Source organism: Croceivirga lutea (genome assembly GCF_014235875.1).
Classification (GTDB): Bacteria; Bacteroidota; Bacteroidia; order Flavobacteriales; family Flavobacteriaceae; genus Croceivirga; species Croceivirga lutea.
The window spans coordinates 25,000-39,819 of the sequence record NZ_JACJUK010000001.1 but is presented as its reverse complement, the minus strand read 5'-3'; the positions used below and the strand labels follow the sequence as shown (position 1 = coordinate 39,819).

18 protein-coding genes are annotated in these 14,820 nt (G+C 32.0%); 7 read left to right on the top strand and 11 right to left on the bottom strand.

Going from position 1 to position 14,820, the window contains the following annotated elements; all coding sequences use genetic code 11:
* Positions 1-42: 42 nt before the first annotated feature.
* Genes H5V42_RS00215 through H5V42_RS00195 form a run of 5 tightly spaced genes read right to left on the bottom strand, consistent with a single transcriptional unit; the run spans position 43 to position 2,078 of the window.
* Positions 43-798 carry a LytR/AlgR family response regulator transcription factor gene (locus H5V42_RS00215; protein ID WP_185781098.1) on the bottom strand — a complete coding sequence of 252 codons (756 nt, stop codon included), beginning with the start codon at positions 796-798 and terminating at the stop codon, positions 43-45.
* A 49-nt stretch (positions 799-847) separates the two neighbouring features.
* Complete coding sequence (locus tag H5V42_RS00210; protein WP_185781097.1) at positions 848-1,174, bottom strand: 2TM domain-containing protein; 327 nt, start codon at positions 1,172-1,174, stop codon at positions 848-850.
* Positions 1,175-1,178: 4 nt separating this feature from the next.
* Positions 1,179-1,499, bottom strand: coding sequence for a 2TM domain-containing protein (locus tag H5V42_RS00205; RefSeq protein ID WP_229665651.1), 321 nt, complete (start codon positions 1,497-1,499; stop codon positions 1,179-1,181).
* Entirely contained in the window at positions 1,490-1,792 is a 303-nt protein-coding gene (locus H5V42_RS00200) for a 2TM domain-containing protein (protein ID WP_185781096.1), read from the bottom strand. Before H5V42_RS00200 ends, H5V42_RS00205 begins: the two co-directional genes overlap by 10 nt.
* Before the next feature lie 10 nt (positions 1,793-1,802).
* Positions 1,803-2,078 (bottom strand): 2TM domain-containing protein, encoded by a 276-nt coding sequence (locus tag H5V42_RS00195; RefSeq protein WP_185781095.1) that lies wholly within the window; start codon positions 2,076-2,078, stop codon positions 1,803-1,805.
* Between the two features lie 181 nt (positions 2,079-2,259).
* On the opposite strand from H5V42_RS00195, the gene H5V42_RS00190 reads away from it, so the two are divergent.
* Positions 2,260-2,685: a hypothetical protein gene (locus tag H5V42_RS00190; RefSeq protein ID WP_185781094.1), complete on the top strand. Its 426-nt coding sequence runs from the start codon at positions 2,260-2,262 to the stop codon at positions 2,683-2,685.
* On the opposite strand, the gene H5V42_RS00185 is transcribed toward H5V42_RS00190, so the two are convergent.
* From H5V42_RS00185 to H5V42_RS00175, 3 genes are all read right to left on the bottom strand, one after another.
* Positions 2,682-4,013: a 2TM domain-containing protein gene (locus H5V42_RS00185; protein WP_185781093.1), complete on the bottom strand. Its 1,332-nt coding sequence runs from the start codon at positions 4,011-4,013 to the stop codon at positions 2,682-2,684. The two genes, H5V42_RS00190 and H5V42_RS00185, sit on opposite strands and share 4 nt — an antisense overlap.
* 9 nt (positions 4,014-4,022) lie before the next feature.
* Positions 4,023-4,649: a hypothetical protein gene (locus H5V42_RS00180; protein ID WP_185781092.1), complete on the bottom strand. Its 627-nt coding sequence runs from the start codon at positions 4,647-4,649 to the stop codon at positions 4,023-4,025.
* A gap of 106 nt (positions 4,650-4,755) precedes the next feature.
* Positions 4,756-6,912: a TonB-dependent receptor gene (locus H5V42_RS00175; RefSeq protein WP_185781091.1), complete on the bottom strand. Its 2,157-nt coding sequence runs from the start codon at positions 6,910-6,912 to the stop codon at positions 4,756-4,758.
* A 130-nt stretch (positions 6,913-7,042) separates the two neighbouring features.
* Here H5V42_RS00175 and H5V42_RS00170 point away from each other — a divergent pair, with 130 nt between their 5' ends.
* The 5 genes from H5V42_RS00170 to H5V42_RS00150 all read left to right on the top strand — a co-directional run bounded on the left by H5V42_RS00170 (position 7,043) and on the right by H5V42_RS00150 (position 10,001).
* The gene (locus tag H5V42_RS00170) at positions 7,043-7,735 is read left to right on the top strand and encodes a Type 1 glutamine amidotransferase-like domain-containing protein (protein WP_185781090.1); all 693 of its coding nucleotides are present in this window, start codon (positions 7,043-7,045) and stop codon (positions 7,733-7,735) included.
* 39 nt (positions 7,736-7,774) lie between these two features.
* A complete protein-coding gene (locus H5V42_RS00165) occupies positions 7,775-8,395 on the top strand; it encodes an FMN-binding negative transcriptional regulator (protein WP_185781089.1) in 621 nt (206 codons plus the stop codon).
* Complete coding sequence (locus H5V42_RS00160) at positions 8,376-8,849, top strand: GNAT family N-acetyltransferase (RefSeq protein ID WP_185781088.1); 474 nt, start codon at positions 8,376-8,378, stop codon at positions 8,847-8,849. The genes H5V42_RS00165 and H5V42_RS00160 overlap by 20 nt, the downstream gene beginning before the upstream one ends.
* A gap of 142 nt (positions 8,850-8,991) precedes the next feature.
* Positions 8,992-9,477 carry a hypothetical protein gene (locus H5V42_RS00155; RefSeq protein ID WP_185781087.1) on the top strand — a complete coding sequence of 162 codons (486 nt, stop codon included), beginning with the start codon at positions 8,992-8,994 and terminating at the stop codon, positions 9,475-9,477.
* 101 nt (positions 9,478-9,578) lie between these two features.
* Positions 9,579-10,001 (top strand): DUF2141 domain-containing protein, encoded by a 423-nt coding sequence (locus H5V42_RS00150; RefSeq protein ID WP_185781086.1) that lies wholly within the window; start codon positions 9,579-9,581, stop codon positions 9,999-10,001.
* A gap of 74 nt (positions 10,002-10,075) precedes the next feature.
* Here the strand turns inward: H5V42_RS00150 and H5V42_RS00145 are convergent, their stop codons facing one another.
* Positions 10,076-10,555, bottom strand: coding sequence for a Dps family protein (locus H5V42_RS00145; RefSeq protein ID WP_185781085.1), 480 nt, complete (start codon positions 10,553-10,555; stop codon positions 10,076-10,078).
* Between the two features lie 96 nt (positions 10,556-10,651).
* On the opposite strand from H5V42_RS00145, the gene H5V42_RS00140 reads away from it, so the two are divergent.
* Positions 10,652-11,593, top strand: a complete 942-nt coding sequence (locus tag H5V42_RS00140; RefSeq protein ID WP_185781084.1) for a LysR substrate-binding domain-containing protein — start codon at positions 10,652-10,654, stop codon at positions 11,591-11,593.
* Positions 11,594-11,597: 4 nt separating this feature from the next.
* Here H5V42_RS00140 and H5V42_RS00135 read toward each other — a convergent pair whose 3' ends face one another.
* Both H5V42_RS00135 and H5V42_RS00130 read right to left on the bottom strand, forming a co-directional pair.
* Complete coding sequence (locus tag H5V42_RS00135; RefSeq protein ID WP_185781083.1) at positions 11,598-11,990, bottom strand: response regulator; 393 nt, start codon at positions 11,988-11,990, stop codon at positions 11,598-11,600.
* A gap of 28 nt (positions 11,991-12,018) precedes the next feature.
* Positions 12,019-14,736, bottom strand: coding sequence for a PAS domain S-box protein (locus tag H5V42_RS00130; RefSeq protein WP_185781082.1), 2,718 nt, complete (start codon positions 14,734-14,736; stop codon positions 12,019-12,021).
* Between the last annotated feature and the right edge of the window lie 84 nt (positions 14,737-14,820).

The following is a 14,820-nucleotide window of genomic DNA, read 5'->3' as shown; positions in this document are numbered from 1 at the left end:
TAGTTTGTTCTAATAATTTTATTTCCAGTTAATTAAATAACGTTATTCTAACCAAAGCTTAAAGTCTTTTACCCGTTCTCTACTTACGATGATTTCTTGCTCTGAAAAGCTATTTAGCTTAATTTGAAGCCTAGAATTAGTATATGAAATTATATCTTTAATGTGATGTATGTTAACATAGAATTTTCTGCTAACTCTAAAAAATGATTTGGGTGAAAGTTCAGGTTCTAAATTTTCTAATGTAGTATCTAAAAGATAATTTCTGCCATCTGTAGTTGCTGCATAAGTTCCTTTATTTTCACTAAAAAAACATTCTACTTCATCTGCATTTATAATTTTAATGTGCTGCCCTACTTTGGCCGTAAACCTTTTTTTGTATTCTCTTTCTAAAGGGTTTACCAAAAGCTTTTTAATGTCTTCAAAATCAACTGAAATTTTTTCTTCAGTAGGTTTAAATTCACCATATTTTTTTACTGCTATTTCTAACTCCTCATCATCAATTGGTTTAAGCAAATAATCAATACTATTTAGCTTAAAAGCTTGCAGCGCATATTCATCAAAAGCGGTAGTAAAAATGATTGCACTTTTTACTTCAATTACATCAAAAATTTCAAATGAAAGACCATCTGATAATTGTATGTCTAAGAATATTAAATCTGGATGCGTATTTGCTTGAAACCAATCTATAGATTCCTCAACAGAATGCAACATAGTAGCTACGTCCACCTCTAAACTAGACAGTAATCTTTGTAGTCTTCTTGCCGCGGGTTTTTCATCTTCAATAATAATTGCCTTCATAAATTCTAAGCTTTTATTAGCGCTTTTAAATTTAACTTAAATACTAGTTTTATTCTTTATTATCTAGTTTTTCTTTATCCAATATTTTTTGAATCTGGCGAGCTTCCCATTTTTTTAATAATGGAACTTTATCTCGATAAACATATACTGCGTGTACAATTAGAATTACTCCCCAAATAAGTAAATTAATATCTACCCAACTATAAAAACTTGGTTCTGAGGTTAAGAATTCTGGAATAAATCTATTGAATACACCTAGCTTAAATAGGTAGAAAAATCCATTTATTAATGCAAAGACTTTTATATGTCTAAAAAGAGCCTTTAGTTCATCTACCCTTTTTTTGGCGCGTTCATATTTGTTTTCAAAACTTTCCATTTTATTATTTTAAAAACTTGTTAGCGTCTTCTCTATCCTTATCCATATACTTTTTTATTTGGCGCTCTTCCCAACTCTTGCTAAAGAAAGGGTTTTTACCAAAAGTATGCATCCAGTGGAACAACACCCCAATACCCCAAAAAAATGGCGTTATAAAATGCCCCCAATGCCAGAAATTGTTTGATTGTAAGCCAATATTTACTAAAATAAATATGTTTATAGCCAGGTATACAGCAAAGTGAATGTAAAATCCTTTGATTTCGTTTACACGCTTTTTTGCTCTTTCCAATTTATCTTGATTAAAATTTTCCATTACTATTCCCATTTTGATTGATTTTTGTCTTTATCCATAAACTCCTTAATCTTACGCTCTTCCCAATCTTTATTAAAAAGCGGATTCCATCTAAAGGTGTTTATTGCATGAAAAAATACACCTATTCCCCAGCCAAATGCTGCCCAAAGAAACCAAGGGTAGCTCCAGCCATCTACCCAATAATTTAAAGCTGCTAATGCCGAAATTACTATGATATATGAGGTTAGGTTACTGTAGAATTTTTTAAGTTCATCTACCCGTTCTTTAGCCCTTGTATACTTATTTTCTCTATTTAATTCTTGCATGATTTCTATATTAGAAGTTATCACTTTGCATTAGTTCTTCTATCTTTCTTTGTTCCCAATCTTTACCCCAAAAAGGGTTTCTACCAAAAACACTCCACCCATTTATTATAAGACCTATACCCCAGCCTATTGCCGGAAAAATAGCCCATACAAAACTAGTTGTCTTGTAATTTAGCCAAAATAATGCGGGTATTACTATTAGATAAGCTAGTAGATTGCCATAAAAACTTTTGATTGCTTCTACCTTTTCTTTTGCTCTTGTATATCTTGTTTCATTAGTTGTCATAATAATAAGTTTTATTGATTAATTACACTTCAAATATCTAAAACAATACATGGCGTTGAAAAAAGTACTTACTCAACTGTAGATATACTATACTGGATTGTGAAATTCTATATTATTCAATTAAAACTATTGAACAAATTGTAATTTAGATTTAGTTTTCGTTCTCAATGTTTCGTGAATTATGAAGATATGTTACCGGTTTTTAGATGATAAAGGTCTAATGATAAAAAAATACATTGGTGACCCTTGCTTAAATACCTATATTAACTATTTAGATGCTATTACCAAGGAAGAATTTTTTCCAAGGTTAAAGTATATTATTACAGATTTAACTGGTATGAAGATTGACCAGGTTAAATTATCCGCTCAAAAAATTAGTGAAATACGAAAAGAGAAGGTGTCTTTGTCTTTTACTGAGGTTATGGTAGTAGCTACCCCAGATACCACTGCATTTGCTACTTTATTTAAAAAGGAAGAAAATGAAAATGCTAAATTTAACTACTGCAGTACATTTGAAAAAGCGTTAACACTTTTGCCAGTAGAAATGTCTATTGAAGAGTTGAAAGAAATTCTTCAGAATATAGAAAACTATACCTGTATTTCTTAAAAATCTTCATTTTCCATCAACTCTTTCATTTTTTTCTCTTCCCAGTTTTTACCCCAAAGTGGATTGTATCCAAAGGCTTCTAAACCATGAACCGTAAGACCAATACCCCATCCAATAGTTGGGAAGATTGCCCAATAAAAATCAGTAGTTCTTGTGTTTAACCACCATAAAAAAGGAATAACAAGGCAATATGAAATTAAGTTTCCATAAAACCCCTTTATCTGGTCTACACGCTCTTTAGCTTTTAGGTACCGCTTTTCTTCTAAATGCAATTCTTGACTTTCTTCTTTTCTGGCCATTGCAATTTGCTGAGAAAGCATTGGCAAGGATACTGTGAATTCTTGATTGGCATTAGAAATCATCATTTCCCTATCCGTCAAAATAGAATATCGTTGTCTAATATTTTGTAATCCTACTCCACTACTCTTTTTAACCACCTGTTTTTCTTGTATGTTGTTTTTAACTTTAAGCATTCCATTTTCTTCATAAACCTTTAGGCGTAAAGGTCTAGAACTAGTTACAACATTGTGTTTTACTGCGTTCTCTAAGAGTAATTGTAATGATAACGGAACTATTTTAAATTCTGGATTAGTAGCCTTCTCTGGAATTTCAAAATCTAAACTATCTTCAAAACGCATTTTAAGTAATCTAACATAGGTTCTAGCAAAATTTAATTCTTCATCTACCGTAACTAAATCCTTATTTTTTTGTTCTAAAACATACCTATAAACTTTAGAAAGTGAAGTGGTAAACTTTTGAGCAGCGTCAGGGTCTTCCTCAATTAAACTAGTTAAAACATTTAAACTATTGAATAGAAAATGAGGGTCTAATTGATTCTTTAACGCATCAAACCGGGCTGATGCTGAACCTGCAATAATCTTCTGTTCTTTAACCTGCCTCTTCTGTAATGCCCGATAAAAATAGAAGGCATGTGTAAATAAAGAAGCAATCAATGTAATTACAAATGCAACCACATAAGAGGGTGACCTTTCATTTTCTAAAAACTCAGTAAACGATGCACCTGTATAATAAAAGGTAATAAGATAGCGTAGTAACCCAAAAGTTAATAGGGTTAAAATAAACGAGCCAATGGCACCAAACCAAAGTCTTTTTTGTGGCCTTGTTTCCCAGTTGTATTTTAGACTTATCCAATCATGGAAATAAGCATTAACTGCCGTTAAACCAAAAGAAAAAATAAATACGATTATTGTTTGTTCTAAAATATTTGATAGCGAATAATCTCCGCTATCAAATACAAAAAGGTTCAAAATGGCAACAATAACCGTAATGAGTAATGAAATCTTTAGAACCTTTATAAAATTTTTCATTGATAATTTTTATGCTTTACATTCTGCTAAAACCTCTTGTGCTCTTTCTGCACCCCAGTCTGGATAATAAGGTTCTTCACTTGGTTTAAAAGTAGTAAAAAGTTCTACTGCCTTTTCTATATCCAAACAATATGGTGCAGTGTCTTTACCAAAATACCTTGCAGAACCCATGTCCCATTCGGTTTTAGATAATACTACTCTAGGATTTTCTGGCGCTAATTGCATAGCTTTTGCATACAATTGCGTGTTTTTTCCTGACAACGTCATACCATAAGTAGCGCCATCAAAAGCAATCCAAGCGGTATTGGTCATGGCTTCTAAAATCAGTAATTCAGCGTTATCTGGTGAAAGATTTTTAGCAATATCTACGAACTCCTTTGCTTTATCTAATTGCTGTTTTAATTTGGTATCATCTTTTTCTCCAAAAGAAGCAGATGTATTTACCATAGCCACATAATAGTAGGGAATCCAATTATCGTCTTCTGCTACTGCTATGCGCTCCAATAAGTTAGAGGCTTCAACTATTTTGCCTTCTCCCCAAAGCTTCATGGCCTTTTCCATACCTTTTTCATATTGACTTTGAGCAGTTACCAATAGAGAAAATAAAATTACTGTTAGTGTGAATACGTTTTTCATGACTGTTTGTTTTTTATTTTGAATACAATGTAAAAATGGTGTATTTGTATGCTGAGAACTAATAAGAACTACTCAACTGTAGTATTCTATAGCTCAATTGTATTTTTTAAAGATTGTTTAATTGATTGCTTTTGTTATCTGTACTGAGTGTCCAAAAGAATCCAACGAAAAAGAAACTATCCGCGGCCGGAGATATGGCTCTTCTATCAAAATTACCCTGGGCATTTGGCGCATTAGCGTATTGATAGTTACCTATATTTCTTGTGCCTAAGACATTGTTTACAGATAAAAATAGAATTTTTTGCTGGTCTATAAGATAAGCCCAATTTAAACTTAAGTTATGATAGTCTTTAGTTTTTTCGGCATAAAAGTCTGTGGTATTTGGATTGTTATAAGGTCTACCAGAACCGTAGCTATAAGACACGCCTATTTGTGAACGCCAATTGTTAACCCAATACTTTGCTACTGCTGAAAAATTATGGGCATTAGCAAAATTTGGTGTAGCTGTAGTTCTAAAATTTAGAAAATCTCTTTCAGTATCTAAATAGCTGTAAGACAGCCAATAATCTAAATTTTCAATACTCTTATTGTCTCTATAAAAAACATCTATCCCGGTTGCATAACCACTACCGTTATTGGTAAAATCAGAGCTAAATTGTGGCGCTACAGTATTGTATTTTACAAGATTAGCATAGTCTTTATAATACCCCTCTATACGAAACGTTTTTCCATTCTTATTATACTGATAATTAGCTATGTAATGAGAAGTTTTTTCATAGTCTAAGCTATTATCATAATTAATAAATTGTGTTAACGGGTTTTGAAAAAAATCACCATAAGCTAGAGAGAATTGAGCGCTTTCTCCACTTTTATAAGCCAACGAAACTCTTGGCGCAATATTCCAATCTTCAATTAATGTGGAATATTCAGCCCTTGCCCCTAGTTTAAGTGCAAAATCATTTGAAAAGAAAATAGCTGTTTCTACAAAATTACCCCATAGTAATTCATTAAAACCTGATGTAACTAAAAATCCGTTTTCCGCAGTAAAATCTTCTTCATAATCACTATGAAAAACTTCAGAGCCTACATTTAATTTAAACCTATTGGTAAAATCTTTAGAAGCTTTTAGCTTTAGATGCATGCTGGCATCTTCAGTTTCAATTTTGTTATCTACAACCTTTATTTCATTAGTATCCCAAGCAGAACTAGCTCCAGCATACACTGTCCAATTATTCTTGAAAAAATATTTGTAATTCGCGTTTAAATACAAATTGCTATTTTCTAATTGAAAATTCACAAAATCTTCAAAATTGATGTCTTCTTGGTCGATATCAAAATTTGAAAAATTATAGCCGGTATAGAATTTAAACATACTGCGTTCTCCTTTATGTCGAAAAACAGTTTCACCAGCAATTGACTCGTAAGGCTTGTTCCAACTAATGCCATTTGTAGAGGGTAATAAAGATTCATACGGGGCTAAGTTGATATACGCTGTGTTTAGACTCAAGCTTGTATTACCCCAAATTTCTGTATGGCCAACACCCCCACCTACACTCATTACAGAAATATCTGTTTTCTCTTGGTCTGGTAAGTCTGTTGTATTTAACAATAAAACTCCTGATAATGCCTGACCGTATTCGGCTGAATATCCGCCAGTACTAAAACTAATGCCTTTAAATAAAAAGGGTGAAAAACGACCACGTGTAGGTACATTATTTGTGCTTGCCATAAAGGGTTGAAAAACACGTTGACCATCTATAAAAACCTGAGTTTCCTCTGCCCTACCACCGCGAACAAATAACCTACCATCTTCACTTACCGTTGTGGTACCTGGTAAGGTTTGTAAGGCAGAACCTATATCACCAGCAACACCTGCTGTGGTAACAATATCTAAGGGTTTTAAAACAGAAGCTTTAGATTCTGTACCAGCTTCGAAAGAGCCTGCCGTTAAGGTTACACCACTTAAACTATTTATGGCTTCTTGTAAAGTTATTTGTAGTTGTTGAAAATAGATTACGTCTCCCATTTCATAATGAGTCTCATAACCAATACTAGAAATAACCAGGGTCTGTGTGCCAGACGCTATAGTTTCAAAAAAGAAATTTCCTTCAGCATCTGTAGAAGCGCCGTCGTAAGTACCTTCTAAGTAAACATTGGCTCCTTGTATTGGTAATTTGCCAGAGGTTACTTTTCCGGAGATGGTTGTTTGCGCCCAACTTATTCCTGCTAAAAAAAGAAGTACAATTGATAAAAAGATTTTCATGACTGATGTTTTTGATTGCTAACCCAAAACTCTGAAAAACTAGATGCTCCACTAAAAGTGAATTACTGAACTGTAGATTCTATAGACTGGATTGTTATTTTTCTATTTACCTTACCATAAATTCTTTTTAGTGAAAAGACAGTTACTTATTTATGGTAGTGGTAGACACACAGTTCCATTCTTAGATTATATGGCAAAAGCTACTGGTAAAATAAACCCAAATATTTGTTTTATTCCAACAGCCAGTGGGGATGATGAAGAATATATAAAACGTTTTTACGAGGTCTGTAATCATTTAAAAGTTCAACCTCATATACTACGTGTTTGGATTAATTCTTATGACCAAAAACAATCATTCGAAGAAATAATAACTAGCATGGACGCCATTGTCGTTGGCGGCGGAAACACCTTAAATATGCTTGCAATTTGGAAAGCACAAGAAATTGACAAAGCACTAAGAAAAGCCTATACCAAAGGTGTAGTTATGGGTGGTGGTAGTGCCGGCTCTTTATGTTGGACCAACGGCGGCACAACAGATTCTAGACCCAAAAATCTAAGTATAGTAAAGTGTTTGGCATTTTTAGATAAGAGCCATTGTCCTCATTACAATTCTGAACCCACGCGAAGACCGCTTTATCATAAGAACATTTTAGAAGGAAAACTTTCTGATGGTTATGCCTGTGACGACCGTTCGGCAATACATTTTATTAATGAAGAAGTGCATACATCTATTTCTTTAGATAGTGAAAATCATTCTTATTATGTATTCAAAAACGAAGGTGAAATTGTAGAGCAGAAAATAGAATCTGTAATACTTAAATAATTCATGCACTTTTGTATTGGTATTTTTTAAACCATAGCTATGTACATTCCACATTACTACAAAAATGAAGATATTGAAGAAGTAAAACTCTTTATTAAACAAAATAGTTTCGGAATTCTTATAGACCAATTTGATGGTAAACCATGGGGTACTCACATACCCCTAGAACTAGAAGAACAAGAAGAGAATAAATTCTTTTTGGTAAGCCATGTAGCAAAAGCTAATCCGCAGGCAAGCGCATTAAAAGATGGTAAAGAGGTGTTGTGCATTTTTAATGGTCCACATCATTATATTTCTTCTTCATGGTATAAAACAGAGGAAGTACCCACATGGAATTATATTGCTGTACATGTATACGGAATTGTAAAAATTCTTTCCGAGGAAGAAACTTTGGCATCAATGTACCGCTTAGTTGAAAACTATGAATCCTTTGCAAAAGAACCTATAGATTTAAACACATTTTCAACTAGAACAATGCGGCAAGTAAAAGGAGTTATTGGTTTTAGTATTGAAATTAAAGAAATACAGGCGGCCTATAAACTTAGTCAAACCAGAGGGGAAGACCATCAAAAGATAATTGAAGAATTAGAAGAGATAAAATCTACACATAGTAAAGCAATTGCCAACAAAATGAAAAGTAATGAGCATAACAAAGGTTAAAATAGTACCCTTTGAATCCAAATATGCTTCAGCGTTTAAAGCAATAAACCAAGCTTGGATTGAAGAATATTTTAAAATGGAAGCGTCTGATTTTAAGGCGTTAGACCATCCTAAAGAAAATATAATAGCTAAAGGTGGATATATTGCAATAGCTCTTTTAGATGATGAGGTGGTTGGTGTTTGTGGTTTAATTAAAATGAATGATACCGAATTTGATTATGAATTAGCTAAAATGGGAGTTACGCCTAAAGCTCAAGGCAAAAAAGTAGGAATACAATTGGGGCAACATATTTTAAATGTAGCCAAAGAAAGGGGAGCAAAAAAAATATATATAGAAAGTAACACTATTCTTAAACCCGCAATTCAACTTTATAGAAAAATGGGTTTTGTTGAAATTAATGGTATAAAATCCCCATATGAACGATGTAATATACAACTCGTACTAGAACTCTAGAAAAACGTTTCAATACCCAATTATTACCATTCATTTTTATTTTTATTGATTTCAAATTATTTTTTAACATACTTATTATTTCATTTTAACAATAAATTATAGTAAGTTAGAGTTAAGATTATGGTTTTAACTCAATTTAATTATGGTAAACATTGTTAAGACACTAACTACTCCTTACAAATTAACTCATTGGTTTGCGAACTTAATAACCTCGTTACCACAATTACTTACAGGGCTGTATTTAATATTGAATTGGGTACCTGCTAAATTTGGTCTCCCATGGAGTAATTCAAGTTTAGATTTGTTTGAAATATCTAAATATACTAGCTACCAAATAGCTGAATTTGGTGGAATCTTTCAAACCTATTCAGAAGTCTTTGCCATTTTATTTGTTGTACTGCAAACCATCATTGCAGTAAATTTTATACTGGGTTGTTGTATACGATTAACTTCTTTTGTGTTTTTAATACAGCTAATTACCATTCTAGTTTTTAGAGAGTATGATGGGTCATGGAGTTATATCCCTTACTTTATATTTTCAGCCATTAGTATGCTAGGGTTATGGTTTGGCTCAAGTAAATTTGGTCTAGATTATGTAATAGCGGTACGCTTAAAATGGTGTGATTAGCACAGTTCATCATCTATTTTCAACAATTGGGTATAGTATTTTATTTTTTGTTGGCGAGATATCTCAATTTTGAGGCATTGATAACAATTAAAAACACAAAAATGAAATCACTACTTATTACAATTATTGCTTTAACATTAAATTTTACCATAGCTACTGCACAAGAGACAACGGGTGCATCAATTACTGTTACCATAGATAACGTAACTTCAGATGAAGGTAAAGTAATGGCATCTATACATACGGCTGAAACCTTTATGAAAGGTGCCGGTATAGAAAATCTAGAAAGTGTTATCGAAGATGGTAAAGTAACCTTAGTTTTTGAAAATGTACCAAACGGAACGTATGCTATTATGGCTATGCATGACGCTAATGATAATAAGAAAATGGATTTTGAAGCAAACGGAATGCCAAAAGAAGGTTATGGTATGAGCGGTAATGATATGACCATGGGGCCACCATCTTTTGAAACTGCAAAATTTGAGGTATCAGGTGAAGATTTAGAATTTGCTATTCGCTTTTAAAAAACAAACAACATCAATCAATCAATCAATTAATTAATTAAAAAAATCCCCGATTTCTCGGGGATTTTTTTTAATTAAATTTTCTCAGTTAACCAAGCTTTCATCATCCAAACTGTTTTTTCTTGTTCAGTGATAAAATCACTCATCATAGAATTGGTACCTACATCAGCAGCTTCTTCTGTAAGTTCAAATATTTTTCTTTCTATTTTAAGCAACTGTGTAAGCGATTCTACTATTAATTGAATGGCATCCTCATCTTTTGTAACATTCTTACCTACTGGCACTTTAGAAGATTTGGTATAATCTTCAAAGGTATGCAGTGGTGTACCGCCTAAAGTTAAAATACGCTCCGCAATTTCATCTACCTTAGTATTTGCATCTACATATAACTCTTCAAATTTTTCGTGTAAATTAAAAAAACGTTTACCTGTAATATTCCAATGAATACCGCGTAGATTTAAGTAATATTGCTGAAAATTAGCCAGCAAATTATTTAAATTTACTGCTAGTTCTTGAGACTTCTCTGGGTTTAATCCTATGCTATTTATTTTCATTTAATTAGATTTTATATAAATTTAATATATTGTTTTTATATTTTTAATAGTTTTTATCAATACTTTTTATATCTTTATAACCTCTAATTATATCAAATGACTATTACGCAATTACAATATGTTTTAGCAGTTGCTGAGCATCAAAATTTCACATTAGCAGCTGAAAAAAGTTTTGTTACCCAACCTACCTTATCTATGCAAGTTCAAAAGCTAGAAGATGAATTGGGTATATTAATATTTGATAGAAGTAAAAAACCCATCTCTATTACTGAAATTGGTAAAAAAATAGTGGCTCAAGCAAAAAATATAGTGGCTGAAGCAGAACGTATTAAAGATATAGTAGATCAAGATAAAGGTTATGTAGGCGGAGAATTTATTTTGGGAATAATACCAACTGTAATGCCCACACTATTACCAATGTTTTTACAAACTTTCGTAAAAAAATATCCTAAAGTAAAACTTGTTATAAAAGAGCAAAATACAGACGAATTAATTCGAAATTTACAGGATGGTCATTTAGATGCTGGTATTGCGGCTACTCCGTTATCAATTGAATTTCTCAAAGAGAGACCGTTATATTATGAACCGTTTGTGGGTTATGTGCCTACAAATCATAGATTGGCTCAAAACCCAGAATTAGAGGTAAATGATTTGGCTATTGAGGATATTTTGCTGCTACAAGATGGTCATTGCTTTAGAGATGGTGTAATTAACTTGTGCTCATCCACTAAAAATAGGCTTGAAGATAACTTTCAAATAGAAAGTGGAAGTTTTGAAACGCTTGTAAACCTTTCTAATGAAGGAATGGGAATGACCCTTTTACCTTTTTTAAATACGTTAGAATTGGATGAAAAAAAGAAAAAGAATTTAAGGCATTTTAAGGCGCCGTCTCCGGCAAGAGAAATTAGCTTGATATATCATAAAAATGAATTAAAAATTCAAATTATTGATGCGTTAAAAGATGTAATTTCTAGTGTGGTTAGGGGGGCAATTACATTTCAAGATGTGAAAATTATAAGTCCGGTAAGTATTAAATAAACTTTTATTTCTCTAATAATTCTTTAAGGGTTTCCCAAAGCAATTCTCTTTTGAGTGGTTTGCTAACAAAGGCGGTACACCCTACTTCTAAAGCTTTTTCTTTATCAGAATCTGTAACAAAGGCGGTTTGTACCACAATTGGTAAATCTGCATATTTGGGTCGTATTTCTTTTATTGCTTCAAAACCATCCATAATAGGCATTTTAATGTCCATTAAAATCAAATCTAAATCTGGAGTTGACAAACAAATTTCTACTGCTTCCTCTCCATTTTCAGCTCTAATTAAGTTAAAATCTGCTTCTTCAATTTTACTTAAAAAAGTTTTTAAAAGATAGAAATTGATTTCTTCATCTTCTGCTATTAAAAGGTTATATAAGGGTTTGGTGTTCTCTTTCATTTTATGCTCCTGACCAAAAGGTGTCTTTTTACTTAAAATTATCTTTAAAACTTAGTAAAAACAGGGTTCCCTCTCCAAGGTTGCTTTTCAACGTTAATTTGGCGTTCAACAGGCTTGCGTTTTCTTTTGCTATTGCTAAACCCAATCCTAAACCGCCATAATTTTGAGATATAGCTTGGTCTGCCTGTGAAAAACGTTCAAATATATGATTTTGATGTTCGGCAGCAATTCCTATTCCTGTATCTTCAACAAACAGTATTTTTTCATCACCTACGCATCTATAACCTATTTTTACATAACCATTAGACGTAAATTTATGGGCATTTTCTAAGAGGTTTTCTAAAATCTTTCTTAGCTTAAATTTATCGGTTGTAAGATTGCTGTTGACTTCTTTATCTGGTAACTCTATTATAAAATCTACTTCTTTCTTTTTCCATTTAAGAGCGAAAACTCTATATAGCTCTTCAAGAAATTCATGTATACTAAAAGTTGTTGTGTTTAAACTAGCAATCTTAGTTTCTAAAATTGAAACTTCTAAAATATCTTCAATTACACTTAATAACTGCTCACCACTATTCTTGATAATGGATATGTAATGATTTATGTCTTGCTTGCCTGTATTTTCATTTATAAGTTCTGCGAAGCCCAGAATGCTATTCAAAGGTGTTCTAACCTCATGAGACATGTTATTTATAAACTCTGTTTTTAAACGGTTAACTTCTTCTGCCTTCTCTTTTGCTATGGTAAGTTCTTCATTTAATTTACGTTGCTGAAAATTTCTTTCTTCTAACTGACTTTCATAGGATTTACGTTCTGTTATATCAATACAAATACCTAGCAAACCTGTTACTTCACCTGTAGAGCTTTTGAGTGGTATTTTACTAGTAAGTACCGTAATCTCTCTGTTATTTTTTAGGTAATGTTCTTCGTAGTTGAGAATAGGTTGGCCTGTGTTTAAAACCATTTCATCAGTAAGTTTGCAAACCTCTCCATCATAGGGATTGGAAAGAATGTCTTTACCGTATTTACCAATAATTTCTTCAGGACTGTCTAACTCCAATAAATCTGCAAATACTTTATTACAACCTAAAAATTGCCTGTTTGTATTTTTCCAATATACCTGATTTGGCATATTGGCTATTAAAAGATTTAAAAAGTCTGTTTGTCTTTTGTTCTCATTACTGACCATTTTTAAATCTGTAATATCTATACAGAAACCTAAAATACCGGTTACAATACCATTTTCTTTAATTGGAATTTTATTTGATAAAGCCCATTTCTCTCGACCATTATTATCAGAATAAGAATACTCAATATTATCTATTGATTTACCCGTTGAAATTACTTTTTTATCTAAATTCATATAGAGCATTCCCTCTTCTGGGGTTTTAGCAATATCTAATTCTGATTTTCCAACTAGGTCTTCTACTGATTTAAAACCCCGTTCCAAGGCAAATTCTTTATTACTGCCTAAGAATATGCTATTTCTATCTTTCCAAAAAACATGGTACGGTAAGTGGTTAAGCAAAAGCGTTAAAAAATTCTTTTGCTTTTCAAACTCTAGAGATACCGTTTTTACATCTGTTATATCTACTATAAAACAAATGACCCCATTTATTTTGTTACCCTCTCTTATAGGTAATTTAGTTGTTAAACTATTTCTAACTATACCATCAACACCAATTATTGTCTCTTCTAGATTATATACAGGTTCTCCAGACTCCATAACTTTTCTATCATACGCTAGGTAGTGATTAGCAATTTGTTTATCTGGAATTAAGTCAAAATCTGTTTTACCAATTATTTGTGCTGTTGAATCTAACCCAACAAATTTTGCAAAAGCTTTATTACAGCCCTGAAAAACACTATTGCGATCTTTCCAAAAAACATGATTAGGTAAATTATCTATTAATAGTCTTAGAAAATTTTCATGTTTTTGTTGTTGCTCTTTTAAGCGTTGGTTTTCAGAAACGTCTTTGATTATAATGAAAACTTTATCTATGTCTCCATCTTTATTTTTTTCTCCGAAAGCAAAAGTATTTGCCCAGAAATACCCTTGGTTTTTTTTATTTATACGTAATTCAATTTGGTAACTATTTACTTTTTTGGTTTGAATTTTCATAAAATTCTCAAAGCCTAATGGTAAATCTTCACTATAAATTAAGTCTTTAAGATTCAATGTCTTTAACTCGCTAGAAGAAAAATGCATTTTATCTATAACCCAATTATTAACCGTAAGTATATTACCGTGAGAATCTGTAACACAGAGTCCTATATTGGCATTCTGAAATGTAGCACTTAACCAACTATATTTATCTGATATGGTTACAATCTTCTGTCTTGGCCTTGAAAGGGGTAAAATGGTTACTACATAAAAGTGTAAAGAACCTGATTTATTAGTTTCTTTAACAACACTTAGCCTAACTCTCTTAAAACCTTTTTTATCTTTTTTTTGTAAAACTTTTTCTTGAAACTGATTAGGTACAAATGCAAATGAAATGGCTGCATCTTCAAATTTATTTTCAAAAGGAGCTAAAATTGAGCACAACGGTTTACCCAATAAAAAAGCTGACGAAAATCCAGAAATCTCTTCAAACTTTGAATTAATGTGTATGAATTTTCCTGAGCTATCTAATTGAGCTATACCAAACGGAGAATTAGTGTAGATGCTTTGAAGCAATTCTTCATTTGAATTAATCTGAACACTTTGTTTATAAGTATCAGAGCTATTTTTTTGGTTGGCCATTTACATACAAATTAAAACTAGAGGTTGATGAAACCTCAACAAGGCTTTTGTAGGTGATAAGAGAACTGTCTTATAAATATAAGA

Coding starts and splice junctions, on each gene's coding strand:
- H5V42_RS00215 (WP_185781098.1), bottom strand. CDS start 798: ATGAAGGCAATTATTATTGAAGATGAAAAACCCGCGGCAAGAAGACTA.
- H5V42_RS00210 (WP_185781097.1), bottom strand. CDS start 1,174: ATGGAAAGTTTTGAAAACAAATATGAACGCGCCAAAAAAAGGGTAGAT.
- H5V42_RS00205 (WP_229665651.1), bottom strand. CDS start 1,499: ATGGGAATAGTAATGGAAAATTTTAATCAAGATAAATTGGAAAGAGCA.
- H5V42_RS00200 (WP_185781096.1), bottom strand. CDS start 1,792: ATGCAAGAATTAAATAGAGAAAATAAGTATACAAGGGCTAAAGAACGG.
- H5V42_RS00195 (WP_185781095.1), bottom strand. CDS start 2,078: ATGACAACTAATGAAACAAGATATACAAGAGCAAAAGAAAAGGTAGAA.
- H5V42_RS00190 (WP_185781094.1), top strand. CDS start 2,260: ATGAAGATATGTTACCGGTTTTTAGATGATAAAGGTCTAATGATAAAA.
- H5V42_RS00185 (WP_185781093.1), bottom strand. CDS start 4,013: ATGAAAAATTTTATAAAGGTTCTAAAGATTTCATTACTCATTACGGTT.
- H5V42_RS00180 (WP_185781092.1), bottom strand. CDS start 4,649: ATGAAAAACGTATTCACACTAACAGTAATTTTATTTTCTCTATTGGTA.
- H5V42_RS00175 (WP_185781091.1), bottom strand. CDS start 6,912: ATGAAAATCTTTTTATCAATTGTACTTCTTTTTTTAGCAGGAATAAGT.
- H5V42_RS00165 (WP_185781089.1), top strand. CDS start 7,775: ATGTACATTCCACATTACTACAAAAATGAAGATATTGAAGAAGTAAAA.
- H5V42_RS00160 (WP_185781088.1), top strand. CDS start 8,376: ATGAGCATAACAAAGGTTAAAATAGTACCCTTTGAATCCAAATATGCT.
- H5V42_RS00155 (WP_185781087.1), top strand. CDS start 8,992: ATGGTAAACATTGTTAAGACACTAACTACTCCTTACAAATTAACTCAT.
- H5V42_RS00150 (WP_185781086.1), top strand. CDS start 9,579: ATGAAATCACTACTTATTACAATTATTGCTTTAACATTAAATTTTACC.
- H5V42_RS00145 (WP_185781085.1), bottom strand. CDS start 10,555: ATGAAAATAAATAGCATAGGATTAAACCCAGAGAAGTCTCAAGAACTA.
- H5V42_RS00140 (WP_185781084.1), top strand. CDS start 10,652: ATGACTATTACGCAATTACAATATGTTTTAGCAGTTGCTGAGCATCAA.
- H5V42_RS00135 (WP_185781083.1), bottom strand. CDS start 11,990: ATGAAAGAGAACACCAAACCCTTATATAACCTTTTAATAGCAGAAGAT.
- H5V42_RS00130 (WP_185781082.1), bottom strand. CDS start 14,736: ATGGCCAACCAAAAAAATAGCTCTGATACTTATAAACAAAGTGTTCAG.